Genomic DNA, 25,391 nt, shown 5'->3' on the forward strand with positions numbered 1-25,391 from the left:
ACTCCTTCACGATTCTCTGTTGGCATAAATGTGAGCTTCCCGCTCAAAGTTTTCAATGGCCGCTATCTCACTTTGTTTTGAGTTCTGCAAGCGAGCGTGACAGCAGGCCCGGTGGCAGCGACATGACCTGCGCCGACTCGGTATAGACCAGCACGCATTCAAAATCCTTTGCCGGATAAAGCGGTTTCAGGATCTCGCGATAGATGGCGAGCTGGGCGCGATGCGAGAGCGGCACGTCCTCCGAGGTCTTCGGCGGCACGCGATTGGTCTTGTAGTCGAGAATGATCACCCGGTCTTCGGTCACCACCAGCCGGTCGATGCGGCCGGTGATCGCGTAGTCGCGGCCCTCGAGCGCCAGCGTGCCCATGATCGAGACTTCCGACTGGCTGCGCTCGGAAAAGACCGGCCTCAGTTCGGCATGCGAAAGCACCGACATGACGCTGCCGACGAGCTTTTCGCGCTCCGCGGCCGGCCAGAAACGGGCGGCGCGGTCCGCATACCGCCGGGCGGCAGAGGCGCGTTCGGCCTCGGGGAAATCCGTCAGCATCTGCAGCATGCGGTGAACCAGCTTGCCCTTCTGCAGCGCCAGCCCCGCACTGTCTTTCTGGTCAGTGGCGAACAGCGGCGAGGTGACGATCAGATCGTCCGCGTCGTCGTCGATCATCGTTCCTGCACCGGAAGGGCTGAGTGGCCGCGGCAGGATTTTCTGGGCCGGCAGGGGACGGGAGAGAGCCGTGGGAAGCGGCCGTTTGTCAGCTGCTGCCGCCTCCTTGTGCGCCGCCTTCGGTGCCTGGCGGGGGGCCGCCGGAAGCCGCCACTTGAAGCCGCCCCATTGGCCCTCGGACCCATGGAATTCCGCCGGGCTGCAATGGTGCTCGTCGGCGGCAAGCGCCTTGGAAATCATCGACTGCCAGGTATCGGGATTGTCGATCTTGCCGCGATAACCGCAGACGATCAGCCGGTCGGCGGCCCGTGTCATCCCCACGTAGAGCAGCCGGCGATATTCTTCCTCGGTCGAAGTCCTGATCCGATCGTCATCGGCGGCCGTCATCGCATTGCTCAGCATCTTGCCCGGCACCCAGGCCGGAACGCTTTCGCCGCCGATCCGAAGCAGCCGGAATTTCGGCACATGCGAGGAAATGAATGCCTTCGAGCCGCTGTCGACCAGGAACACGACCGGGGCCTCCAGGCCTTTGGAGGCATGCACGGTCATGATCCGCACCTCGTTGCGGCCGCCGTCCTGCTCGCGCTTCACCTCCGGCGATTCGATCTCGAGCGTCGAAATGAACGCCTGCAGGCCCGGCAGTCCATTGGTCTCGTGGTCGAGCGCAAAGGTCAGGAACTCGTCGAGAATATCGCCCGCCTCGGTACCGAGCCGGCCAAGGAATTTCCGCCGCCCGCCTTGCGCCCCGAGAATCCGGGCAAACAGATCATGCGGACTGAGTTGCCGCGAAAGGGCAAGCAGATGCTGGAGCCTGTCGGCTGCATCGCGGAACCGGAGCGGCTGTTCCTCGCTCAGACGGTTGAGCTGCGCCCAGGCACCGGTGTTTTCGGCCCGCAGTGCCGCGACTTCGAAGACATCCTCCTCGGAGAGATTGAAGAGCGGGCTCTTGAGGAGGGCCGCCAGCGAAAGATCGTCCTGCGGCAGCAGCAGGAAACGGCCGAGCGCCAGAAGATCCTGCACGGCGATATGGCTCGTCAGCCGCAGCCGGTCGGCCCCGGCGACGGGAATGTTGTCGCGGCGTTTCAGCGCCCGGGTCAGCGCATTGACGAAGGCATCGCGTTTTCTCACCAGAACGAGGATATCGCCGGCCTCGATCGGCCGCTCGATGCCCTTTTCGATGATCATTTCCTTGCCGATCATCTCCTCGATCCGGTTGGCGATCCGGCTTGCGAGAATGGCAGACGGCGCCTTGTCGGGTGTCGAATCGAACGGCGCGGTCCAGTCCTCCTCCTGTTCGGAGACTTCCGGCACCACGACATCCCACAGATCGACTGCGCCCGGATGGCCGATCCGGTTGGAGCGGTGCTGCACCGGTTCGCCGAGTGCGCTGAGGCCGCGGAAATTCTCCTCGAGCGAAAACACCTGATCGACGGCTGCGAGCACATCGGCCGTGGACCGGAAGGAGAGCGGCAGCCGCACCGAGTGGAAGGCCTGGTCGCTGGCCCGCACCCGTTTTTCCGTCTCGCTGCGTTCTTCCGCAAACCGCTCCGGCCGGGCACCCTGGAAGGAATAGATCGACTGCTTTTCGTCACCGACCGCAAAGATGGTGCGGCGGGTTCCGCGGGCGCTTGCACCGGAATAGAAATCCTCGGCCAGCGACTTGATCACCGTCCACTGGATCGGGCTGGTGTCCTGAGCCTCGTCGACGAGAATGTGGTCTATGCCCTGGTCCAGCTTGTAATGCACCCAGGCGCCGACGCCGTCGCGGGTGAGAAGATCGGCGGTGCGGGCGATCAGGTCCTCGAAATCGAGCAGGCTGCGCTGTTTCTTCAGGTCCTCGTAGTCGTCGTTGAGGCGTTGCGCCAGCGTCAGCGCCGCCTTGGTTGCGAGGAACATCCTGACCAGCCGCAGCCGGTCGCGACAGGCGACAACATGGGCGCGAGCGGTGGCCACGGCATCGGCCAGTTCCGGCGCAGTCGTCGTCATCGCCTTGGCGATCAGCGAACTGTCGGCCTTCGGCTTGCCCTCTCGGGTGAGAAAGATCTGGTCGAGATGCTGGGCGCGCTTCAGGACGTCCGGCTCCTTGGCGACCAGCCGGAGACCGTAGGCCACGTCCGTGACCTTCTGGCCGCCCTTCTGGTCGGCGAGCGCGAGATAAAGATCGAGCGTCAGGCCAGAGAGGCCGGGCAGGGGCCAGTAGCCGGCAGCGATACTGTCTTCCGTGTCGGCTGGCCCGAGCCCCAGGGCGTGCTTGAGTTCTACGCCGATGCCGCCGTGCCGTTCGGCATGGGCAACGAAGCGGCGGATCGCGGTGCGCTTGGCGATGATATCGCCGAGCAGCGTTTCCAGCCCGAATTCGTCCCCGAGATCCAGCACATGCGCAAAGGCCTCTGCAAGCACCGGGTCTTCCTCCGCCGACGTTGCCGTCAGCAGCGAACGGCGTGCGTCAGCAAGCAGGGCGGAGGCGGCGCGGTCGTCGAGCACCGAAAAATGCCCCGCGACATTGGCTTCGAGCGGAAACTGGTGCAGCAGCGCTTCGCAGAAGGCGTGGATGGTCTGGATCTTCAGCCCGCCCGGCGTTTCCAGCGCCTTGGCGAACAGTCTTCGCGCTTCGGCGAGCTTGAGGGAATCCGGCTCAGCACCTTCGATGCCGGCGATCCTTTTCCGGAGCTCGTCATCGGAAAGCACCGTCCATTCCGAGAGCCGATGGAAGACGCGGTTCGACATCTCCGATGCCGCAGCCTTCGTGTAGGTGAGGCACAGGATCGACGATGGCCGGCAGCCGGCGAGCAGCAGCCGGATGACCCGCTGGGTCAGCACATGCGTCTTGCCGGAGCCGGCATTGGCCGAAACCCAGGCGGAGCTGACGGGATCCGAGGCAAGCGACTGCTGTACCGTCGTCCAGTCGATCCACTTGATCGGGTCGTCGCCCTCCGGAGCCAGATCACTCATCGGCTTCCGCCTCCTCGTCGTCGGCCGTCGACCATTCGGCCACACGGGCGAGATGGTCGTATTCGCCGCCGAAATCATTCTGCGCCATCGGGACGAGGCGGGATGCGAAGCCGGCTTCGCCATTGCGCAGCGTGATCACGAACCGGGTCAGCTGTTCAAGCGATTCGTCCGCCAGATCGATCGCGGATTTCGGCTGGCGCTTGGCCGTAGCGCTCGAACCCTCGTTGTTGACCTTGTCTTCCCGGAACCGGTCGCCGGGGCGAAGCCGGACATAGAGCAGCTGGTCGGGCGTCAACGGACCCGCATCCTTGAAAGCTCCGGCCCTCAGGGCCGCCGCCTCAAGGCCAAGTTGCGGATCGAGCAGCGCCCGGGCCTGGGACACGGAGGGGCTGAGGCCGGTCTTGTAATCGACGAGATCGGCAAGGCCGGAACCCTTGATATCGATCCGGTCGGCAATGCCGGTGACGCGGATGCCGGCGGGCTCCAGTTCCCAGCCTGCTCCGACCTCCGTCATCGTCCTGCGGATATCCGGTGCGCGCTCGACTTCCCAGTCCAGGAAGGCTCTTGCCACTTCGACAAAACGCGGCCGCCAGACGCGGTCGATATGCGGGGGCAGCAACTCGGCGTCGAACAGTTCCTCGGTGATCCGGCGGATCGCCTCTTTGGCCGCAGGCGTGCCGGGCTTGTGGCCTTCGCGCGTGTAGCGATCGATGATCGCGTGATAGAGCGTGCCGCGCTCGGAGGCGCCGGGATCGCGGTTGAACGGATCGAGCGGATCGAGCTTCAGGATGCGGCGGGCATAGATGGAATAAGGGTCGCGGCGCAGGCGTCCCACCTCGCTGAAGGAATATTTCACCGGCTGCAGATCCGCCGGCGGCTTCGGGGCTGGGCGTTTGGAGACCGGCTGGTTTTCGCCGGCATCGATCATCGAGGCCCAATCGCGATATTGGTGACCGCGTGTCCGGAGCTCGTCGGCGAACTGCCGGCCACCCAGGGCCAGCAGCCGCTGCAGCCAGCGCGAGGCGACGGTCGGCGTTGATCCTTGCCGCATCGAACGCGACAGGATGAGATGCCGCGTGCCGCAGGCCATTTCGAAATCGTGGGCAAGCTGGCCGATCCGCCGTTCCGGCGGCTCCAGCCCCATATCGGTCTTCATGGTGCGGGACAGGAAGGGGTTGTTGACCGTCTGGCCCGGCCACGAGCCCTCGTTGAGTCCACCGAGAATCATCGTATCGACGCTCTGCAGCCGGGCTTCCAGCGTACCGAAAATGAAGATGCGCGGATGGCTGAGCGAACGGGGCTTTACCGCCTCACCGGTTGTCAGCGCCATGACGATATCGATCCATTGCGGACCGTCCGCCTCCATCTGCCCGTCGGTCTCCATGACTTCGGACAGAAGTCCCGCCAGCCGTTCGCCGGCCTCGCCGGACCAGAGCGCCGCGAGGTTCTGCCGTTCGTCGATGCAGATCGCTTCCAGCGCGCGGCCCGTGCGTTCGGCCCAGTCGGACAGCGGGAGCTTTGCCGTGAGGCCGCGCCCATCCGGACGTCGACGGATGAGGGCGGAGGCAAGCGGTTCGACGGCTTTCGCCAGCCGCCGGGCGAGGTCGCGGGCCTTGTCGGCAGCGTCGGCAGGCAGGGACAGCCGCCAATGCGGCGCGTGCCGGTCTTCGAGCTGCGCGGCAAGCTGGGTTTCGAGCAGCGGTTCCAGCGCCGAAATATCCATGTCGCCGATGCCGCCGCGCAGCGCCAGAATTTCGAGCGCCTCGACCGCTGAACGCAGATCTTCGACTGGCAGGCCGAGCCGCATCAGCGGGTGCTTGATCAGCGCGACCATCGCCACCGGGTCGCCCGGCCGGAGCGTCGCTTCGAGGAGAAGCTGCGCCAGCGTGCCCTGCGGCGTGCCCGACAGCGGCGAACCGGCGGAATCGTCGGCGAGAAGGCCGAAACGGGAAAGCTCGGCGGTCACCCGGCGGGCGAGCGCGCGGTCTGGCGTGATCAGCGCCGCCTGGCTCTCGCCGCCATTTTTGCCCGGCTGTTCGAGCGCCAGGCGCAGCGCGATGGCGATCGCCACAGCCTCCTCGCGCTCGTTCGAGGACTCGATCAGTGAGACGTCGGCAAAAGCCTGGGCGAGGAGGCCGGGATCGGCGCTGTCCCGCCAGGTGCTCCAGCGGTCGGTCGCCTTGGCGGGCACCAGCGCCTGGGAGAGCGCTTCGGCGCGGAAGGCGAGATCGTCGGGAACCTCGCCGAGCACTTCCACGTCTTCCCGCGTCACGCCGAGCTTTTTGAGCAGCCGCGACAGTCCGAATTGCGAATGGCTGCGGCTGGCGGGTTCGGGTTTGCCGTCGAAAGCCTCTTCGCCGATCATTGCCCATTGATCCGCCGGCATCGAAAGATCCAGGCCGGGCAGCACGACGGTGCCGTTCGGAAGGTGGGAGATCGCGGCGATCAGGTCGGCGGCAGCGGGCACCGAACCGGTGGAACCCGCAACAATCACCGGGCCTTTATGCTCTCTCAGGGAAATCCGCCGGGCCTCGCCGCGCAGGATCGACGCCTGATGTTTTGCCGGCGAAGAACGGCGCAGTTCTTCCAGCCGCAGCGGCCAGAAGGCGCTGGCGATCGACAGGAACTCGGCGGTCAGCTGCCACCAGAGCGCATGTTCGCCGGTATCGAGTTTTTTCAGGTCGGCCCAGTCGCGCTCTTCGGTTTCGACCGCATCGATGAGTTCGGCAAGCGCCCGGGCAAGCCAGATCGCATCGGCGGGGCTGGCGGGCGCGACGAGCGGCGATTCCGAATGCACGTCGAGCACGATTTTCGGAAGTTGGTTGCGCCAGGCAAGGATCAGCCGGCCGAGCTCCAGCAGCCGCGCGGTGCCGCCGATCGGCAGCGCCAGGTCCATCTCCTCGGGTGCCACGAGGTCGAAATAACCGCTGTCGTCGTCGGTTTCGCCAAGCGGCCGGATGACCGGCAGGATCGCCGAGCGGCCGCCGAGCAGGTCGACGAATTCCGAGCGCAGCACGCGGGCTGAGCGCCGCGTCGGCACATAGATGGTCACGTCGGCAAGCGAAAGCGGATCGGCCGGATCGTAGCGGAAGGTCTCGTTGAGCCGGCCGTCGCAGAGTGCCGCTGCCACGGTCTTGAGGAACGGCGCTCCGGCTCCAATCGAGAAGACCCGCTTCTTGCCGGATAGGGTGGTCATGCCTCCACCGGATAGCGCGCGATCACCGCTTCGGCTTCCGGCAGCGCTTCCGGCGTGCCGACGGTGATCCAGTGGCCGTCGAGCATCGTGCCAAAGAGCCGGCCGCGGGTGATCGCCTTGTCGAAATAGATGTTGATGTTGAACGCGTCGGACGGCGCGTCGTCGAGGAAGGACGGGCTCATCGCGAAGGCGCCGGCATAGACGACCGGATTGGTCGGATCGAAGCGGTAACGCCTCAACCGGCCATCCGCGTCCATGCCGAAATCGTTGACGCCGTTGTGCCCGGTCGTGTTGTCGATATCGACGCAGAGCATCGCCATGTCCATGCGCTCAGGGTCGAAGAATCCGGCCAGGTGCTGCAGGTTGGTGGGCTTGCCCGGTGTCTCGCCGATCCAGAAGAGGTCGGCATTCATGACGAAAATCGTGCTGCGATCGAGAAGCTTCAGCCCCTTCACGATCCCGCCGCCATTGTTCATCAGCGCGTCGCGCTCGTCGGAGATGAGGATTTCGAGGCCCTTATAGGCCGCAAGATGCGCCGCCATCTGGTCGGCGAAGTGGTGCACGTTGACGACGGCGCGCTCGACGCCGGCTTCTCTCAGCGAATCCAGCACATAATCGATCATCGGCTTGCCGGCGACCGGCACCAGCGGCTTCGGCATCGTGTTGGTGATCGGCCGCATACGGGTGCCGAGCCCTGCGGCAAGCACCATCGCCTGTTTGATGGGGGCTCGTTGAATGGTCATCGGGAACCGTATTTATGATTCGGGCAGTTCTATTCCAGCCCGACGGCACCAATCGCGCAAGGGGCTGAGCACATCGTGGCTCAGCGCCGTCGCGAGATAGCGGAGCGTCCGCGGCATGTGCTTCAGATAGCCCGGCTTGCCGTCCCGCTGCAAGAGCCGCACCCAGAGACCGGCAAGCTTGCAGTTGCGCTGTGCCGCCATGATCGCCCAGGCCTTCAGGAACGTCGGCTCGTCGAAGGCCCCGAGGGCACGGCGAAGCGTCACGTAGTCCAGCATCAGCTGATCGGCAAGCGCCTTCGGAATGTCCACTCGCGCGTCCTGGACGATCGAGGCGAGGTCATAGGCGGTCGGGCCGATCATCGAATCCTGGAAATCGATCAGGCCGACGCGCCGCACGCCGGATTCATGTGGCCGCCAGATGATGTTCGGCGAATGGAAATCGCGCAGCAGCAGGTTCTTCTCGACGCCGTCGAGCTCGCGGACCAGGTTGTCCCAGATCTCCAGGTATTCCTGCCGTTCCTCGTCGGTCGCAGGCGTGCCGCGCTTCCAGGGCAGATGCCAGTCGATCAGAAGCCGGGCCTCCATCTTCATCGCCGTGGGATCGAAATCTGGGATGTGATGGATATGCCCGTCGCCGACCGGCAGGTCCTGGCGCATCTCGTGGCTGTGCAGGAAGGCGAGGCACACGATGCTTTCCCGGTAGCGCTCCTCGATGGGATTGCCGTCTTCGTCGACGGCACCCTCTTCGCCGAGATTTTCGATCAGCAGGATGCCCTGGTCGTAATCCACATGCAGCACTTCCGGCGCTGCCAGCCCCAGTTCGCGCAGGTATTCGTCGATCGCCACGAAGGGGTAGGGGTCTTCTGCGAGATGCGCGACCTTGGGATAGGGTTTTCCGTCGAGAACCGGCGGCCCTTGCGCCGGGCGCGGCCAGTCCATCAGGATCAGCGTTTCGCCGTTTGCGATTGTCACGCTCTCATAGGCGCGTGTCGAAGCGTCGCCGGTGAGGAACCGCCGCCGGGCGCCGGGATAGCCATGGCTGTCGAGGAATTCGCGGATCGCCAGCACGCGGCGGATGCGCTGCATCTGTGCGTCCGGGGCGGTGATCGTCGCGGTCCGGCCGCTGCCGTGCTGTTCGAGCCGAAGCTGGATGCGGGCCTGCGGCAGCAGGTTGTCGGCGACCTCGGGCCATTCCACCAGACAGATGCCGTTGGAAAGCGCCTCGTCGAAACCAAGCTCGTCCAATTCGGAGGAATCGCCCAGCCGATAGAGATCGAAATGCGAGACCGGAATGCGCAGCTCGTAACTCTGCACCAGCGTGAAGGTCGGGCTCGGCACTTCGAGTTCAACGTCATCGGCCAGCGCGCGCAAAAAAGCCCGTGCGAAGGTCGATTTGCCGGCGCCGAGATCGCCGGAAAGGGCGATCCAGTCGCCCTTGTTCAGCGCCAATGCCAGGTCTTCGCCGAGGCGGATCGTTTCGGCCTCGTCGGCAAGCGTCAGGGTAAGGGCCGTCTCACCACTCATTCGGCGGCGACGGACCGCGCCGTCGTGCCGCTTGGAATGCGGCACGTAACCGTGGTTCCCTGGCCGGGCTTGCTGTCGATTGCGACATCGCCATGATGCAGCGTCACGAAGCTTTCGACGATCGAAAGGCCGAGGCCGGCGCCCGAGCGCTTGCCACCCTTGGCATTGGCCGAGAAGCGGTCGAACACGGTTTTCAGGATATCTTCCGGAATGCCCGGACCCTTGTCGGTCACCGAGAAGAACACGTCGCTGTGGGTGCGCCAGCAGTTGAGCGTGATGGCCGAGCCGTCCGGCGCAAAGTTGGTGGCATTGGTGAGCAGCTTGATGAGGATCTGCTTCAGCCGCTGCTGGTCGGCGACGATGGTGCCGAGACCGGCCGGCGCGGTGATCGCCAGCGTCACGCCGTTTTCGTGCAGCCGGTCGGCGATCTGCATGGCCACGTCGTCGAGCAGGTCATCGATGGCCATTTCGGAATAGTTGAGCTGCATGATCCCGGCATCGACGGTCGCCAGATCGAGGATGTCGTTGACGATCGTCAGGAGAACCGACGATGACGTCGAGATATGATCGATATATTCCGACTGCCGCTCGTTCAACGGGCCGATGCCCGGCGTCTTCAGAAGATCGGTGAAGCCGATGATATTGGTCAGCGGCGAGCGCAGTTCGTAGGAGACGTGCTGGACGAAATCGTTCTTGAGCTCGTCTGCCTTCTGCAGCGCCTCGTTCTTTTCCTTGAGCGCCCGTTCCGCCCGCGCGCTTGCCGTCATGTCGACGAATGTGAGCATCGTCTGGGCGTTCGGCAGCGGCGTCACGGCATAGTCGAGGATCAGGCCGGAATAGAGTTCGAACGTACCCTGCAGCGAGGGGCGCTCGTCGTCGAAATTGGTCAGCATCTGGCCGAAGCGGCGCCAGCCATCCTGCTTGTCGTAGGATGGCGCGCAGGCGGTCTCGATCGCCTTGATATGCGTGCCGGGCTTGGATTCTTCGGCGGTGATGCCCCAGAGCGCCCGGAAGGCGGGGTTGGACAGGCGGATGCGCCCGTCCGGCCCGAAGACGGCGACGCCCTCGGACAAATGGTCGATCGTTTCGCCCTGGACCTGGACCAGCGTATTGTAACGGGTCTCGAGATCCACCTGTTCGGTAAGGTTCTCGAACACCCAGGTGGCGCCGCCCTGCGGATGGGCGGTGGCGATCACGCGCAGTGTCTGGCCGTTCGGCAGATGCCAGAGGTCGGTCTGGGTATTGGGAGATTGGTAGACGGACAAGGCCGCGTCCTTCCAGCTCCGCCAGCTGAGCTGCTCCGGCAGCTTGCCTTCGCTGCGCAGTTTGTCGAGCAGCTCGCTATTGTCCGGCCTGGAATCGAGGAAAGGCAGGGTGAAGCCCCAGAGCTGCACGAAAGCCTGGTTGTAGAACTGCAGCCGGCGCTCGCCGTCGAAGATGGCGACAGGCGTCGCCAGATGGTCGAGTGTTTCGGCGTGGCTCTTCAGCGTCCGCTTCAGTTCCTCGCGCACCGCTTCCGCCTCGGAAACGTCGACGGCCAAGCCTGCCGAACCGCCGGGTGCAACGACGTCGACGACGTCGAACATTGTCCGGTTTCCGTGCACGACCGTGGATATCCGGTCATGGAAAGGTGAGGTGGAGGTTGCCGCCGACCTGACCTTTTCGCGTGCGATAGAGCCCAGAAATTCGCGGCCGTCCTCGAGGGCCTGCGCGGGCGTCGGAGCCTCCACGGCATCGCCATAGGCGTGGTTCACCCAGGTGAGCCTGCCCTGCGAATCGCGGCGCCAGACCGGATGCTCGATGGCGTCGAGCAGCGAATGGAACATCATGATCGAACTCGTCAGCCGCTCGCGCTCGATCTTGAGCTCGGCAAGTTCGGCGCGCAGGTTGTTGAGTGCGATGAAGCGGACGAAGGCCTTGCCGCCTGAAACACGGCCCTGCACTTCCAGGATTTCGTCGCGGTTGGTCTCGACGACCATGTCGAAGGAGCGGGCTTCGACCCGCAGCAGTTCGACGGACTTTTCCAGTTCACTTGCCGAGCTGCCGCGCATCCAGCGGCCAAAGGCGAGAAATTCGCGGTCCTGCTGCGGCGCGCCGGTTTCCGCCGGCAGCTGGCCGAGGAATTCCGGTTTCGAGGAACCGCTTTCCCACACGACGATCCGCCGGTTCTTGTCGGCGATCAGGGCTTCGAACTTGGAAATCCGCTGCTGCGCGTCGGAAAGGGCGCTGCGCATTTCCTGGGATTCGGCTTCCATATTGCCGCGCTGACGCACCAGCCAGATGGCCGAAAACAGGGCGGCACCGAGCGCGCCCATCACCAACGAAGAGATGATGACTTCCGTGGAGGAGAAAAGGCGGACAGCCGCATTGCCGGACTGCTGCGCAAGCGCTGCCGTCGCGAGCCCGGAAAGGGCTGTGCCCGAGAGGAAAGCGCTGCCGAACAGCGCCAGCCGGCGAAGCTTGCCGACCATCGCGTTATCGTCCGGAGATCCGAAAACGGAACGCCCGAGAAGGGAACGCAAAGCCGGAGCTTTCGCTTCGCCGCAAAGAGGATCGGCCCGTTCTGACGAGCTCATTTTTTTTACCGACATATCCGGTCTGTCTCCGTCCAATTGCCGCTCATCGACAAGACATACCACATCGTGCCTTGCCCGTAGCCGGACGGCTCCCAATCATATGGTGGGAGCGCGACGATGTCCGAAAACCGTGGGCGGCTTTCGGCATCACGCTCCTGGGAAGGCGCGAATCAAGTTCTAAAACAATACTTGCTTAGGGAATCGCCGGGAAGGGATGCGCCCAAAAAAGAAGCCGCGGCCTTTGTCAAGGCCGCGGCTACCATATCTTGTGGATTGACCGGCTATTGATTAGTACCGGTAGTGTTCAGCCTTGAACGGGCCCGTCTGCGATACGCCGATATAGGCTGCCTGTTCGTCGGAGAGTTCCGTCAGCTTCACGCCGAGCTTGGCGAGATGCAGGCGGGCGACCTTCTCGTCGAGGTGCTTCGGCAGGATGTAGACGTCGTTCTTGTACTCGCCCTGCTTGGTGAAGAGCTCGATCTGGGCAAGCGTCTGGTTGGTGAACGAAGCCGACATCACGAAGGACGGATGGCCGGTGGCGTTGCCGAGGTTGAGCAGGCGGCCTTCCGACAGAAGGATGATGCGGTTGCCCTTCGGGAACTCGATCATGTCGACCTGCGGCTTGACGTTGGTCCACTTGAGGTTCTTCAGAGCCGCAACCTGGATCTCGTTGTCGAAGTGGCCGATATTGCCGACGATCGCCATGTCCTTCATCGCGCGCATGTGGTCGATGCGGATGACGTCCTTGTTGCCGGTCGTGGTGATGAAGATGTCGGCGCTTTCGACGACGTCTTCGAGGACGACGACTTCAAAACCGTCCATGGCGGCCTGCAGCGCGCAGATCGGGTCGACTTCGGTGACCTTGACGCGGGCGCCGGCGCCGGCGAGCGAAGCAGCCGAACCCTTGCCGACGTCACCGTATCCGCAGACGACGGCAACCTTGCCGGCCATCATCACGTCGGTGCCGCGGCGGATGCCGTCGACCAGCGATTCCTTGCAGCCGTATTTGTTGTCGAACTTCGACTTGGTGACCGAATCGTTGACGTTGATCGCCGGGAAGGGCAGCAGGCCCTTCTTGGACAGTTCGTAGAGGCGGTGCACGCCCGTCGTGGTTTCTTCGGTAACGCCCTTGATTGCGTCGCGCTGCTTGGTGAACCAGCCCGGCGATGCCTTGAGGCGCTTCTTGATCTGCGCGATGAGGATTTCTTCTTCTTCCGAAGTCGGGTTCGAAAGGACGTCCTCGCCGGCTTCGGCGCGGGCGCCGAGCAGGATGTACATGGTGGCATCGCCGCCGTCATCGAGGATCATGTTGGAGAGACCGCCATCGGCCCACTGGAAGATCTTGTCGGTATAATCCCAGTACTCGGTCAGCGATTCGCCCTTGACGGCGAAGACCGGGATGCCGGCGGCAGCGATTGCCGCAGCAGCATGGTCCTGGGTCGAGAAGATGTTGCAGGACGCCCAGCGGATTTCTGCGCCGAGGTGCTGAAGCGTCTCGATCAGAACGGCCGTCTGGATGGTCATGTGGAGCGAGCCCGAGATGCGGGCACCCTTCAGCGGCTTCGACGTGCCGAATTCTTCGCGGCAGGACATCAGGCCCGGCATTTCGGTTTCTGCGATGTCGAGCTCCTTGCGGCCGTAGGCGGCAAGATTGATATCCGCGACGACGTAATCCTTCTCAGTGCTCATAAAGCTCTCCATGTTCGGTGGCGCCTTCTCCGGCGAGGTACCGACGGACGTGGCAAGACCCGCCTTGGCAGACGGAAACTGGCCAGCGGTTTAGCAGGCTTCCGGCAAGCTGGCAACGGGATATAAAGAAGTCTTTATATGTTTATGTCAGCGAAGGTTAAGCCGCAGGCGCGTCAGGCTTCTTCGCCGAACTTGTTGGCGACAAGCTGTTCGAGCGCATTCAGCGCTTCCTCGGCCTGAATGCCTTCTGCTGAGACCTCGATCGTGCAGCCCGTGCTGGCGGCGAGCATCATCAGGCCCATGATCGAGGTACCGCCGACGGTCGATCCGTCCTTGGAGACGGTGATCTGCGCATCGAAGCTTTCCACCATCTGCACGAACTTGGCGGAGGCGCGGGCATGCAGGCCGCGTTTGTTGACGATCAGGAATTCACGGGGAGAGGGGGATGACATCCGGTCTGGGTTCTCATTTGCCGCTGAGGACGCGGCTTGCGACATTGATATATTTACGACCGGCTTCGGAGGCTTCGACGAGCGCCCTGTCCATGTTGTTGTCACTGCGCACGCCGGCGAGCTTGATCAGCATCGGCAGGTTCATGCCGGCAATGACTTCGATCCGGCCGCTTTCCATGACGGAAATGGAAAGGTTGGAGGGCGTGCCGCCGAACATGTCCGTCAGAATGATGACGCCATGGCCTTCATCGGCATTGGTGACGGCATCGACGATATCCTGCCGGCGCTGATCCATGTCGTCCTCGGGACCGATCGATACGGTTTCGATGAATTTCTGAGGCCCGACGACATGCTCCACCGCATGACGAAATTCCTCAGCCAGCTTGCCATGGGTGACAAGCACTAGTCCGATCATGAAAACTGCCCCCTGCTATGGAAACTCGGCGCCAATATCGCATTGCAATAAGGCGGTCCAGCGGTGGGATGCCATCTTCTCCAAGTAGACTCGAAGTTCAAGTCAAAAAATTCAGGCTTCAGGATGATCAAAACGGCATCTCGCCGTGAAAATCGAACGCGAACGCCGCCAGAACCGCCAAAGGGTCCGGAGCGCCGCGCCATATCCGGACAAGTGGAAGGTCACCCAGACTGGGAATCCGGAAGCGTTCATTTTCCGGCGGAAGCCTTTCATCTTCGGGCAGGGAGATGATTTCGACCGCAAGGTCGAGCGCCGCGGCGGAGAGGCTTTCAACACGGGCGATACCGCTGCCGCGCAGTTCTATGAGGCCGGCGATCGGTTCCGGCCGGGTGGCGAGCAGATGATCGCCGTGGCGCGAGACGAGCACCTGATCGTCGGCCACCAGGGCCGCGAAAGCACCCTGGCGCCGGGCCGCAGCGATACAGGTGAAGGCGAGCATGGATTTGCCGCTGCCGGACGGGCCGGTGAAGAGGAGGCCCTTGGTGCCGATGACGATCGCGGTCGCATGGATATTGACCGGCGTCGGGCTCATTGGTCCTCGCCGCCCGGCAGCGACAGCGTGAAGCGCGCCCCGGTCATGGCTCCCGTCTTGGCATCGTGCACGTTTTCCGCCTTCAGCGAGCCGCCATGGGCCTCGGCGATCTGCCGGCTGATAGACAGGCCGAGGCCGGAATTCTGACCGAAACTCTCGCCGTCCGGCCGATCCGTGTAGAAGCGTTCGAAGATGCGGTCGATATCTTCCGCCTGGATGCCGGGACCGTTGTCCTCCACCGTCACGATCACGCGATCCCTGCTGTGGGAGAGCCGGATGGTGATGCGGCCGCCTTTCTCGGGCACGAAGGATCGTGCGTTCTCGATGAGGTTGGTGATGATCTGCCCGAGGCGAAGATCATGGCCGTTGACCAGGAAGGCCGACCGGTTGCCGGCCTTGTTGTCCACCGTGAGACTGATTTCCACCGGTTTGCGGCCGCTGCGGATCTGCCGGGAAATGTCGACGAGATTGCCGAGCAGGTTTTCCATGTCGACGGACGTCGAATCCGAGCGGGCAAGCTCGGCATCCAGCCGCGAAGCATCGGAAATGTCGCTGATCAGGCGGTCGAGGCGGCGCACATCATGGAAGATGATTTCCGTCAGGCGCTGTTTCGACTCCTCCGATTTCGCCAGCGGCAGGGTTTCAACGGCACTGCGAAGCGAGGTCAGTGGGTTCTTGAGCTCGTGGCTGACGTCGGCGGCAAAACTCTCGATCGCATCGATGCGGTCGTAGAGGGCGTTGGTCATCTCGCGAAGCGCGATCGAAAGGTTGCCGATTTCGTCCTGGCGATAGGAGAAGTCCGGGATTTCCTCGCGCTGCTTGGCGCCGCGCCGCACGCGGATTGCGGCCGCCGCCAGCCGCCGCAGCGGATTGGCGATGGTCGAAGACAGCAGCAGCGACAAGAGGATGTTGACCAGTGTCGCCACGCCGAAGACGCGCATGATCGCCAACCGTTCCGCATGCACGATCTTGTCGATGTCGCCGGCCTGGGTCGAAAGAAGAAGCACGCCGAGCACGGCGCGAAAACGCTGGACCGGCACGGCGACGGAAACGATCAACTCGCCGCGGTCGGTGACCCGCACGAGCGCGCCTCGAACGCCGGTCAGCGCGTTCATCACCTCCGGATAGATCGATCCGTCGCCGCCCGGCGCTTCCCTGTAGACCGGCAGGTTGCCCGGCTGCAGCAGGCGGTTGATGAGGCCTGCAAACCAGTCGCTCCAGGTCTGCGATTCGTTCTCCACCGGCGGCAGGTCGAAACGCAACACCTGTCCGCGCGAATAGAGATGGCGGGAATCGAGCAGCAGGTTCGCGTCGGCGTCGAAAATCCGGGCGCGGGTGCGTGTCGGCGAAATCAGCCGCCTCAGAACCGGCGCGATGCGCTCGGGATCGATCGGAAAATCGAGGTCCTCGTCGTTCGGCACCGGCGTAATGCTCTGTCCGGCCTGCAGTTCGAGAAGTTTCTGGGGGTCGATGGTGATCGAGTTGGTATCGACCGAGGCTGAGGCGGAAATCGCGCCGGCGATGATCTCGCCCTGCGTCAGCAGGCTCTCGACGCGGGCGTCGATCAGCCCCTCGCGGAACTGGTTGAGGTAGAGAATGCCGGCGACCAGCACCACCGTTGCGGCGATATTGAAGAACAGGATGCGGCGGGTGAGGCTCGAAAAGACCGCGTGGCCGAACACCCGCCGAATGAGCGTGAAGGGACGCGACCAGAACCTCCGCGGCGCGCGGCGTGTCCCAGCCTTCTCCATTCGGGCAATATCGCTGTCGAACGTTTGATCTGCCACTGCAGTCCTTCCACCGGGCCAGCTTAACGCTGGTCCGGCCGTGGCCTCAAGTTAACCTTTCGCAAGGGTTCAAGCCGACTCGCGGAATCGATAACCCACGCCATAAAGCGTTTCGATCATATCGAAGTCGTTGTCGACCATCTTGAATTTCTTGCGAAGCCGCTTGATGTGGCTGTCGATGGTGCGGTCATCCACATAGACCTGCTCGTCATAAGCGGCGTCCATCAGCGCATCGCGGCTTTTGACGACGCCGGGCCGCTGGGCCAGGGAATGCAGGATCAGGAACTCGGTCACCGTCAGCGTCACCGGCTCGCCTTTCCAGGTGCAGGTATGGCGCTCCTGGTCCATGGCAAGCTGGCCACGTTCGAGCGTGCGGGCCGCCTGCGCGTCGGCCGCGGCCTTGGTGCCGGTGCCGCCGGCAGCCTGCGCCTCACGGGCACCGGCCCGGCGCAGGATCGCCTTGACCCGCTCCACCAGCAGACGCTGCGAGAACGGCTTCGTGATGAAGTCGTCGGCACCCATCTTCAGCCCGAACAGCTCGTCGATCTCTTCATCCTTGGAGGTGAGGAAAATCACCGGCAGGTCGGACTTCTGCCGCAGGCGGCGCAGAAGCTCCATGCCGTCCATGCGTGGCATCTTGATATCGAAAATCGCCAACTGCGGAGGGCGGGCGATCAGCCCGTCGAGCGCGGAAGCGCCATCCGTATAGGTCTCGACCTTGTATCCTTCTGCCTCGAGTGCAATCGACACCGACGTCAGGATATTGCGGTCGTCGTCTACGAGCGCGATTGTCTGCATGCTCTCCATCTCCGTCATCATCTATGCGCAACTCCTGGAATTTACCCCAGCCAGGCGGCATCAGCCGACGCGCTTCTTGAGTATAAAGGTGGAACAAATTGTGGCAAAGATAAAGGGGCCGCTGACGATCGTGCGTTTTGGCAATGAGGTTTAAGATAGTGCGGATGCGGATTGAAACAGTTATTAAACCGATTTAAAGAGGAATAAAATTTTTTAAATCGATTAAATAATTGATATTATTAAAGAATTTGCAAAGGGCCTCTTGCCCTTTTAGAAATCTGTCATTAATTTCGCGTCAGTCCCCACGGCAAGCTGAAGGAGTGCGCGCATGGAGGAGTTTGGACTTCACAACCCGTCCAAGGGTTTAGCGGCGATCGGTCTCGGCGGTGTATCGCGTGTTTATTACAATTCGTCCGAGGTTGAACTCTACGAAGAAGCAATCCGCCGCGGTGAAGCCGATCTGACGGTCGACGGCGCCCTCCGCGCCGTCACCGGGCAGCACACCGGCCGCTCCCCCAAGGACAAGTTCATCGTCCGCGATGCCGGCACCGAGAACCGTGTCTGGTGGGGCAGCGACAACAAGCCCATGAAGCCTGAACACTTCGAAGTCCTGAAGAAGGACATGCTCGCCCATGCGGCCGGCAAGACGCTATTCGTCCAGGATCTGGTCGGCGGCGCCGATGCCGAGTATGCGCTTCCGACCCGCGTCGTCAGCGAATTCGCCTGGCACGCCCTCTTCATCCGCAATCTTCTGATCCGTCCGGATCGCGCCACGCTTGAAAGCTTCGAAGAAAAGCTGACGATCATCAACCTGCCGAGCTTCAAGGCGGATCCCGCCCGCCACGGTTGCCGCACCGAGACCGTGATCGCCTGCGATTTCACCAATGGCCTCATCCTGGTCGGCGGCACCTCCTATGCTGGCGAAAACAAGAAGTCGGTCTTCTCCGTGCTCAACTACTTCCTGCCGGAAAAAGGCGTCATGCCGATGCACTGCTCGGCCAATGTCGGCCCGGACGGCGATACCGCACTGTTCTTCGGCCTGTCCGGCACCGGCAAGACCACGCTGTCGGCCGATCCGAACCGCACGCTCATCGGCGACGACGAGCATGGCTGGGGCGAAAACGGCGTCTTCAATTTCGAAGGTGGCTGCTATGCCAAGGCCATCAATCTTTCGGCCGAAGCCGAGCCGGAAATCTATGCCGCGACCCGTCGTTTCGGCACCGTGATCGAAAACGTCGTGCTCGACCAGAACCGGGCTCCGGATTTCAGCGATGGTTCGCTGACCGAGAACACCCGCAGCGCCTACCCGCTGCATTTCATCCCGAATGCATCGAAGACCGGCACGGCACCGCAGCCGAAGTCGATCATCATGCTGACCGCCGATGCTTTCGGCGTCATGCCGCCGATCGCCAAGCTGACGCCGGAGCAGGCGATGTACCACTTCCTCTCCGGCTACACCGCCAAGGTCGCCGGCACGGAAAAGGGCGTCACCGAGCCGGAAGCGACGTTCTCGACCTGCTTTGGCGGGCCATTCATGCCGCGTCACCCGGCCGAATACGGCAACCTGCTCAAGGAACTGATCGCCCGCCACGGGGTCGATTGCTGGCTCGTCAACACCGGCTGGACCGGCGGCGCTTACGGCGTCGGCCGGCGCATGCCGATCAAGGAAACCCGCGCTCTCTTAAGTGCTGCGCTCGATGGCAGCCTCAAGAACGCCGAGTTCCGGACCGATCCGAACTTCGGTTTCGCAGTTCCGGTCGCCGTCAATGGCGTCGACAATGCGATCCTCGATCCGCGCTCGACCTGGGCGGACGGCGCCGCGTTCGACGCCTATGCCAAGAAGCTCGTCTCGATGTTCATCCAGAACTTCGGGCAGTACGAAGACCACGTCGACAGCAAGGTGAGAAGCGCCGCTCCGGTCATGCTTGCCGCCGCCGAGTAATCTTTGAAGGATTCACGTGAAACCGCCGGCCCGGGATAACACCCTGGGCCGGCGGTTTTCTTTTTGCCGGCTTTGTGGGAAAGATGCGGGCCTGCCGCATGTCGCCCGAACGTGGGTGCCGGTTCCGGATCACGGCATGCGCCCAAGAACAAAGACCAGAGACCCATGGCCAGCAATCCCCTTGTCATCAACAACCGCATTACCATCGCCGGATGGGAACTGACGGAACAATTCGTGCTGGCGGGCGGGCCGGGGGGCCAGAACGTCAACAAGGTCTCGACGGCAGTCCAGCTCTTTTACGACATCGTGAATACGCCGTCTTTGCCGGAGCGGGTGAAGGAAAACGCCATCAAGCTCGCCGGAAAACGGGTGTCGAAGGACGGCGTGCTGATGATAGAGGCAAACCGGTTCCGCAGCCAGGAGCGCAACAGGGAGGACGCGCGCGAGCGGCTGAAGGAACTGATCCTCAAGGCCGCCGAACCGCCGCCGCCGCCACGCAAGAAAACCAAGCCGACCAAGGGTTCGGTGGAGCGTCGGCTGAAAGAAAAATCCGGCCGTTCGGACGTCAAGAAGATGCGCGGCCGGCCAAGCGGCGACTAACGGCGGAGATTGATCTTTGGCGACGCTTGCGAATGGCATCAGGCACCTTCCCGACTATCTGGATCGACCGGCGCAGGAGCATCTGGTCGAACTGATACGAGACGTCGTGGCCGAGGCGCCGCTCTACACGCCCGAAATGCCCGGCACCGGCAAACCCATGTCGGTGCGCATGACCAATTGCGGCCCGCTCGGTTGGGTAGCGGACAAGGACCAAGGATACCGCTACCAGTCCTTTCACCCGCTGACGAAAAAGCCGTGGCCCGCCATGCCACGGGAACTGCTCGATCTCTGGGGAAAGCTCGGCGGCTATCCGAAACCGCCCGAAGCCTGCCTCATCAATTTCTATTCCGACGATGCCAAGATGGGCCTGCATCAGGACCGGGACGAGAACGATCTGGCCGCCCCGGTTCTTTCCGTCTCGCTGGGCAACAGCTGCCTGTTCCGGGTCGGTGGCCGGAACCGAAAGGACCCGACCGGCTCTTTCCGGTTGGCGAGTGGGGATGTCGTCGTGCTGGGCGGAGAGGGGCGTCTCGCCTTCCACGGCGTCGATCGCATCTATCCGGGTACGTCGACGCTGCTGAAGAACGGCGGACGCATCAACTTGACGCTCCGCCGCGTGAATAGTTGACGATTTAATTCAATAGCCGGCGATCGATCGCCTACAGTTTCCGCAGCTCGACCGTTTCCACCAAGTGGTTGCGGCCCTTGCGCAGGATAAGGTCCGCCCGGGGCCTGGTCGGCAGAATGTTCTGGCGCAGGTTCTTCAGGTTGATGTTTTCCCACAATCCTTCGGCAACGGCACGGGCCGCATCCGCATCGATCGCCGCGTATTTCTTGAAGAACGAGGTCGGATCGCGGAAGGCGGTCTGGCGCAGCTTCATGAAGCGCTGGACGTACCAGTTGTGAATCTGCTCCTCGTCGGCATCGATATAGATCGAGAAGTCGAAGAAGTCCGAGACGATCGGAACGATCTTGCCGTCGGCCGGCAGCGCCCGCGACTGGAGGACGTTGATGCCCTCGAAGATCAGGATGTCCGGCCGGTCGACCAGCGTGTATTCGTCAGGCAGAACGTCATAGGTGAGATGCGAATAACGCGGCGCCTTGACGTTCGGCTCGCCGGCCTTGATGGCCGACAGGAAGCGCAGGATGGTACCGATATCGTAGCTTTCCGGAAAGCCCTTGCGCTCCATAAGGTTTTCGCGGCTCAGCACGGCATTGGGGTAGAGAAAGCCGTCGGTGGTGATGAGATCCACCTTCGGGCTCGACGGCCAGCGGGCGAGCAGTTCCTTCAGGATACGTGCGGTGGTCGATTTGCCGACCGCGACCGACCCGGCAATGCCGATGATGAAGGGCGTCTTGGTGATGTCGGAAAGGCTCAAGAAACGGTTTCGCTGCTGGAAGAGGCGTTGCGTCGCCTCCACATGCGTCGACAGCAGGCGCGACAGCGAGAGATAGATGCGCCTGACCTCATCGAGATCGATCGGGTCGTCCAGCGAACGCAGCCTCTGCACCTCGTCCGCAGTGAGCGTCAGGGGCGTGTCTGCGCGGAACTTCGCCCATTCCTCCGCGGTGAAGCGGTGATAGGGCGAGTAATATTCCGTGTTCGGGCCGGTTTCAGGGTCAGGCGTCTCGGCGGGCTGGGAAGCAATGCTCATGATGTCGGCCGGCTTGCCTTTTCTTGAAGGCCGGACTGGCCGGTCCTTCTCTGGAGTTCGTCGAGCACATCCTGCAACGGCACCGCTGCAATATTCAAGACGACCAAAAGATGATAGAGAAGATCGGCGCTTTCCGCCGTCAGATTTTTGGCGTCGTGCTTGATCGCGGCGATCACCGTTTCGACGGCTTCTTCGCCGAGCTTCTTTGCGGCCTTCTCCTGGCCGGCGGCGACCAGTTTTGCCGTCCAAGATTCCTCCGGCGAGGCCTTGGCCCGCTCGGCGACGATCCGCTCGAGGTCGATCAGGGAAAATTCACTCATAACATTCTCTCCGACCGCTCAATCGAGCCGCATGGCGATGCCGTGCTCTGCCATATAATGCTTTGCCTGACCGACCGTATAGGTCCCGAAGTGGAAAATCGATGCGGCCAGGACCGCCGTCGCGTGGCCCTGTTTGATGCCGGCGACCATGTCGTCCAGGTTTCCGACGCCGCCCGACGCGATGACTGGTGCTCGGACGCTGTCGGCGATCATCCGCGTCAGCTCCAGGTCGTAGCCGCTCTTGGTACCGTCCCGGTCCATGGAGGTGACGAGCAGCTCGCCGGCGCCGCGCTCGACCATTTTGACGGCGAACTCGACGGCATCGATGCCGGTCGCGTTGCGGCCGCCATGCGTGTAGATCTCCCAGGCGCTCAGATTGTCGCCACCGATCGCCTGGCTGCGCCGCCGCTTGGCGTCGATCGACACGACGATGCACTGGTTGCCGAACTTGTCGGCGGCTTCCGCCACGAAATCCGGATTGTTGACCGCCGCCGAGTTGATCGCCACCTTGTCGGCGCCGGCCAGCAGCAGCTTGCGAATATCGCCGACGGCACGCACTCCGCCGCCGACGGTGAGCGGCATGAAGCAATGGTCGGCGGTACGGGCGACGACGTCGAAAATCGTCTCGCGATTGTCGGAGGAGGCGGTGATGTCGAGGAAGCAGAGCTCGTCGGCACCGGCAGCATCATAGGCCTTGGCGGCCTCGACGGGATCGCCGGCATCGATCAGGTCGACGAAGTTGACGCCTTTCACGACGCGGCCGTCCTTGACGTCCAGGCAGGGGATGACGCGGGCTTTGAGGGTCATGCGGCACGTCCTTGTCTGGAGCGGATCAGGGCCAGCGCCTCCCTGGGATCGATGCGGCCGTCATATAGCGCACGGCCGGAAATCGCGCCTTCGAGCCGGGCCGCATCCGGCTCCAGCATGCGGCTGATGTCGTCGATCGAGGCAAGCCCGCCCGATGCGATCACCGGAATGGAAACGGCATCGGCGAGTTCCAGCGTCGAGGCCCAATTGATGCCGGCCAGAATGCCGTCGCGGTCGATGTCGGTATAGATGATCGCCGAAACGCCGGCGCCTTCGAATTTCTTGGCCAGCTCGATGACGCCGAGCTCGGACGCTTCCGCCCAGCCCTCGACCGCGACCTTTCCGCCCTTGGCGTCGATGCCGACGGCGACCTTGCCAGGAAACTGCCTGCAGGCCTCGATGACCAGCGCCGGATCGCGCACCGCGACGGTGCCGAGGATGACGCGGGCAAGCCCGCGCGCCAGCCAGTTTTCGATATGGTCGAGCGTGCGGATGCCGCCGCCGAGCTGCACCGGGTTCTTCGTGGCCTTGAGGATCGCGTCGACGGCAGCGCCGTTGACGCTTGTCCCCGCGAAGGCGCCGTTCAGGTCTACCACATGCAACCACTCGAACCCCTGGTCCTCGAAAGCCTTGGCCTGGGCTGCGGGATCGGGATTGTAGACGGTGGCCTGGTCCATATCGCCGAGCTTGAGGCGCACGCACTGGCCGTCCTTCAGGTCGATTGCAGGAAAGAGGATCATGTCTTCGGTCCTTGAGAGTTCGCGCGAGCTCAGGGCTTCCAGCGCAGGAAATTGGAGATGAGGGCAAGCCCTAGTGTCTGGCTTTTCTCAGGATGAAACTGGGAGCCCGCCACATTGTCGCGGCCGACGAACGCGGTCATCGAACCGCCGTACTCAGTGGTCGCGATCACGTCGCTGCGGTGCTTGGCCGCCAGATGGTAGGAGTGCACGAAATAGGCGTGCAGGCCGTCCGACCCGGTCGGGATGCCGTCAAATAGCGGGTGGGGGTGATGGATATCGAGCGTGTTCCAGCCGATCTGCGGAATCTTGAGGCTGGGATCGCTCGGGGTCATCTCGACGACGTCGCCTTCGATCCAGCCAAATCCGTCGGTGGTCGTCTTTTCAAGCCCGCGCGACGACATCAGCTGCATGCCGACGCAGATGCCGAGGAAAGGGCGGCCCTTGTGCTCGACGACGTCGAGGATGGCTTCCCGCATGCCCGGCACGGCGGCGAGGCCGGCGCTGCAATCCGCGTAGGCGCCGACGCCCGGCAGCACGATACGGTCGGCGGTGGCGACGGCCTCGGCCTTGTCGGTCAGGTCGATGACCGCGTCGATGCCGGCTTCCCGGGCGGCCCGTTCAAAGGCCTTGGTCGCGGAACGGAGGTTGCCGGACCCGTAGTCGATGATTGCGACGCGCATCAGCGTCCTCCATGTTCGAAAAGGCCCATGTGTGGGGCCTGCCATCCGGCGGCGGGCGGCTTTGCCTGCTTTGCCCACTCGGCCGAGACCGGCATTGGTTGTTGTTCCGGCTGCGGCAGGCCGGAGAAATAGATCTCCTCGGCTGTGCGCAGATCGTGGGCGGAGATCACCGTTCCCAGTGCCCAGCCGCGATGGATCAGCGCCTCGGAGCGATAATGTCGGCCCTCGAGTGCCGTGAGCAGGCTGGTGGCGAAGCCAAGCAGCAGGCCGGCGGTCCAGAAGCCAGGAACCTGCATCAGGATGCCGCTGCCGATCTGGACCAGCAGCACCACGCTTCCGGCAATCCACAGCCTATGCCAGAACAGCCAGATCCACGGAAACAACAGCGCCAGCCAGGAAAACCCGTCCCGCAGAACGAGGATCGACTGGAGATCCCTCTCGGGTCCGCTTCGCGGGTCATTGGGCGGGGTCAGAACGAGATAGCTTCTCAAGGATTGTCTCCTCAAGCAGTCAGACCAGCATTCCCTTGGTCGAAGGAACGCGATTGGCCTGCCGCGGGTCGATTTCAATGGCGGCGCGAAGTGTCCGTGCCACGGCTTTGAAGCAGGTCTCGGCGATATGATGGTTGTTGGCGCCGTAGTGGTTCAGGACATGCAGCGTGATGCCCGCATTCTGGGCAAGCGCCTGAAAAAATTCCCGCACCAGTTCCGTATCGAACGTGCCGATCTTCGGCGCGCTGAACGCGACGTTCCAGACCAGGAACGGCCGGCCGGACACGTCGATGGCCGCCTTGGTCATGGTCTCGTCCATGGCAAGGTCGAGCGAGGCGTAACGGGTGATGCCGCGACGGTCGCCGAGCGCCTTGGAGATCGCCTGGCCGATCGCGATACCGGTGTCTTCCACCGTATGGTGGTCGTCGATATGCAGGTCGCCGGTGACCTCGATGTCCATGTCGATCAGCGAATGTCGCGAGAGTTGGTCCAGCATGTGGTCGAAAAAGCCGACGCCCGTGGAAATCCTGGCCGCGCCGGCGCCGTCGAGATTGACGGAAACGGAAACGGAGGTTTCGTTGGTCTTGCGGACGATGTTGCCCATGCGTGCGGTAGTCGTCTCACCCATCTGGGTCTGCTCCATGCGATCGATCTGCGCTCCTTATCAGGCACTACGTCAAATATCCAGCAAAAGCAGGGCAGTGGCGGCGGCATCGCATCATGAGATTGCATTCGCCCTGGACCGACTTACATAAATGCCCAACGGGG

At 63.0% G+C, this 25,391-nt stretch carries 21 protein-coding genes; 3 read left to right on the plus strand and 18 right to left on the minus strand.

The genetic code is table 11. The features are described 5' to 3' along the window. Window positions 1–67: 67 nt before the first annotated feature. The 11 genes from addA to LZK81_RS00170 all read right to left on the minus strand — a co-directional run bounded on the left by addA (window position 68) and on the right by LZK81_RS00170 (window position 17,388). Complete coding sequence (gene addA / locus LZK81_RS00120; protein ID WP_233954808.1) at window positions 68–3,616, minus strand: double-strand break repair helicase AddA; 3,549 nt, start codon at window positions 3,614–3,616, stop codon at window positions 68–70. Continuing rightward, window positions 3,609–6,812: a double-strand break repair protein AddB gene (gene addB, locus LZK81_RS00125; protein WP_233954809.1), complete on the minus strand. Its 3,204-nt coding sequence runs from the start codon at window positions 6,810–6,812 to the stop codon at window positions 3,609–3,611. The genes addA and addB overlap by 8 nt, the downstream gene beginning before the upstream one ends. After that, the gene (locus tag LZK81_RS00130) at window positions 6,809–7,555 is read right to left on the minus strand and encodes a nucleotidyltransferase family protein (RefSeq protein ID WP_233954810.1); all 747 of its coding nucleotides are present in this window, start codon (window positions 7,553–7,555) and stop codon (window positions 6,809–6,811) included. Before LZK81_RS00130 ends, addB begins: the two co-directional genes overlap by 4 nt. Before the next feature lie 12 nt (window positions 7,556–7,567). After that, the gene (gene tsaE, locus LZK81_RS00135; protein WP_233954811.1) at window positions 7,568–9,079 is read right to left on the minus strand and encodes a tRNA (adenosine(37)-N6)-threonylcarbamoyltransferase complex ATPase subunit type 1 TsaE; all 1,512 of its coding nucleotides are present in this window, start codon (window positions 9,077–9,079) and stop codon (window positions 7,568–7,570) included. Then, complete coding sequence (locus LZK81_RS00140) at window positions 9,076–11,550, minus strand: PAS domain-containing sensor histidine kinase (RefSeq protein ID WP_046611918.1); 2,475 nt, start codon at window positions 11,548–11,550, stop codon at window positions 9,076–9,078. The genes tsaE and LZK81_RS00140 overlap by 4 nt, the downstream gene beginning before the upstream one ends. A gap of 393 nt (window positions 11,551–11,943) precedes the next feature. Then, window positions 11,944–13,344 carry an adenosylhomocysteinase gene (ahcY, locus tag LZK81_RS00145; protein ID WP_046611895.1) on the minus strand — a complete coding sequence of 467 codons (1,401 nt, stop codon included), beginning with the start codon at window positions 13,342–13,344 and terminating at the stop codon, window positions 11,944–11,946. Window positions 13,345–13,517: 173 nt separating this feature from the next. Further along, window positions 13,518–13,796 (minus strand): HPr family phosphocarrier protein, encoded by a 279-nt coding sequence (locus tag LZK81_RS00150; protein WP_046607943.1) that lies wholly within the window; start codon window positions 13,794–13,796, stop codon window positions 13,518–13,520. A gap of 13 nt (window positions 13,797–13,809) precedes the next feature. Then, window positions 13,810–14,211, minus strand: a complete 402-nt coding sequence (locus LZK81_RS00155) for a PTS sugar transporter subunit IIA (RefSeq protein WP_007765502.1) — start codon at window positions 14,209–14,211, stop codon at window positions 13,810–13,812. A gap of 127 nt (window positions 14,212–14,338) precedes the next feature. Next, window positions 14,339–14,803, minus strand: coding sequence for an HPr kinase/phosphorylase (locus LZK81_RS00160; protein ID WP_046607944.1), 465 nt, complete (start codon window positions 14,801–14,803; stop codon window positions 14,339–14,341). Then, window positions 14,800–16,554 carry a sensor histidine kinase gene (locus LZK81_RS00165; RefSeq protein WP_233956676.1) on the minus strand — a complete coding sequence of 585 codons (1,755 nt, stop codon included), beginning with the start codon at window positions 16,552–16,554 and terminating at the stop codon, window positions 14,800–14,802. Before LZK81_RS00165 ends, LZK81_RS00160 begins: the two co-directional genes overlap by 4 nt. Before the next feature lie 105 nt (window positions 16,555–16,659). Continuing rightward, entirely contained in the window at window positions 16,660–17,388 is a 729-nt protein-coding gene (locus LZK81_RS00170) for a response regulator transcription factor (protein ID WP_046611897.1), read from the minus strand. A 328-nt stretch (window positions 17,389–17,716) separates the two neighbouring features. Here LZK81_RS00170 and LZK81_RS00175 point away from each other — a divergent pair, with 328 nt between their 5' ends. The 3 genes from LZK81_RS00175 to LZK81_RS00185 all read left to right on the plus strand — a co-directional run bounded on the left by LZK81_RS00175 (window position 17,717) and on the right by LZK81_RS00185 (window position 20,558). Continuing rightward, on the plus strand, window positions 17,717–19,330 hold the full coding sequence (locus tag LZK81_RS00175; RefSeq protein ID WP_233954812.1) for a phosphoenolpyruvate carboxykinase: 1,614 nt from the start codon (window positions 17,717–17,719) through the stop codon (window positions 19,328–19,330). Window positions 19,331–19,495: 165 nt separating this feature from the next. Then, on the plus strand, window positions 19,496–19,930 hold the full coding sequence (gene arfB / locus LZK81_RS00180; protein ID WP_038547443.1) for an alternative ribosome rescue aminoacyl-tRNA hydrolase ArfB: 435 nt from the start codon (window positions 19,496–19,498) through the stop codon (window positions 19,928–19,930). Between the two features lie 16 nt (window positions 19,931–19,946). Then, window positions 19,947–20,558, plus strand: coding sequence for an alpha-ketoglutarate-dependent dioxygenase AlkB (locus LZK81_RS00185; protein ID WP_233954813.1), 612 nt, complete (start codon window positions 19,947–19,949; stop codon window positions 20,556–20,558). 31 nt (window positions 20,559–20,589) lie between these two features. Here LZK81_RS00185 and coaA read toward each other — a convergent pair whose 3' ends face one another. The 7 genes from coaA to hisB are packed head-to-tail and all read right to left on the minus strand — an operon-like array spanning window position 20,590 to window position 25,251. Next, the gene (coaA, locus tag LZK81_RS00190) at window positions 20,590–21,585 is read right to left on the minus strand and encodes a type I pantothenate kinase (RefSeq protein ID WP_233954814.1); all 996 of its coding nucleotides are present in this window, start codon (window positions 21,583–21,585) and stop codon (window positions 20,590–20,592) included. Further along, complete coding sequence (locus tag LZK81_RS00195) at window positions 21,582–21,905, minus strand: phosphoribosyl-ATP diphosphatase (protein ID WP_233954815.1); 324 nt, start codon at window positions 21,903–21,905, stop codon at window positions 21,582–21,584. Before LZK81_RS00195 ends, coaA begins: the two co-directional genes overlap by 4 nt. Window positions 21,906–21,923: 18 nt before the next feature. Next, a complete protein-coding gene (gene hisF / locus LZK81_RS00200; protein ID WP_105440002.1) occupies window positions 21,924–22,712 on the minus strand; it encodes an imidazole glycerol phosphate synthase subunit HisF in 789 nt (262 codons plus the stop codon). After that, the gene (gene hisA / locus LZK81_RS00205) at window positions 22,709–23,452 is read right to left on the minus strand and encodes a 1-(5-phosphoribosyl)-5-[(5-phosphoribosylamino)methylideneamino]imidazole-4-carboxamide isomerase (RefSeq protein ID WP_233954816.1); all 744 of its coding nucleotides are present in this window, start codon (window positions 23,450–23,452) and stop codon (window positions 22,709–22,711) included. The genes hisF and hisA overlap by 4 nt, the downstream gene beginning before the upstream one ends. A 29-nt stretch (window positions 23,453–23,481) precedes the next feature. Beyond that, the gene (gene hisH, locus LZK81_RS00210; protein ID WP_233954817.1) at window positions 23,482–24,132 is read right to left on the minus strand and encodes an imidazole glycerol phosphate synthase subunit HisH; all 651 of its coding nucleotides are present in this window, start codon (window positions 24,130–24,132) and stop codon (window positions 23,482–23,484) included. Beyond that, complete coding sequence (locus LZK81_RS00215) at window positions 24,132–24,623, minus strand: DUF2628 domain-containing protein (protein WP_233954818.1); 492 nt, start codon at window positions 24,621–24,623, stop codon at window positions 24,132–24,134. The genes hisH and LZK81_RS00215 overlap by 1 nt, the downstream gene beginning before the upstream one ends. 19 nt (window positions 24,624–24,642) lie before the next feature. Beyond that, window positions 24,643–25,251 (minus strand): imidazoleglycerol-phosphate dehydratase HisB, encoded by a 609-nt coding sequence (gene hisB, locus LZK81_RS00220; RefSeq protein ID WP_233954819.1) that lies wholly within the window; start codon window positions 25,249–25,251, stop codon window positions 24,643–24,645. Window positions 25,252–25,391 lie beyond the last annotated feature (140 nt).

Source organism: Neorhizobium galegae, assembly GCF_021391675.1.
Classification (GTDB): Bacteria; Pseudomonadota; Alphaproteobacteria; order Rhizobiales; family Rhizobiaceae; genus Neorhizobium; species Neorhizobium galegae_B.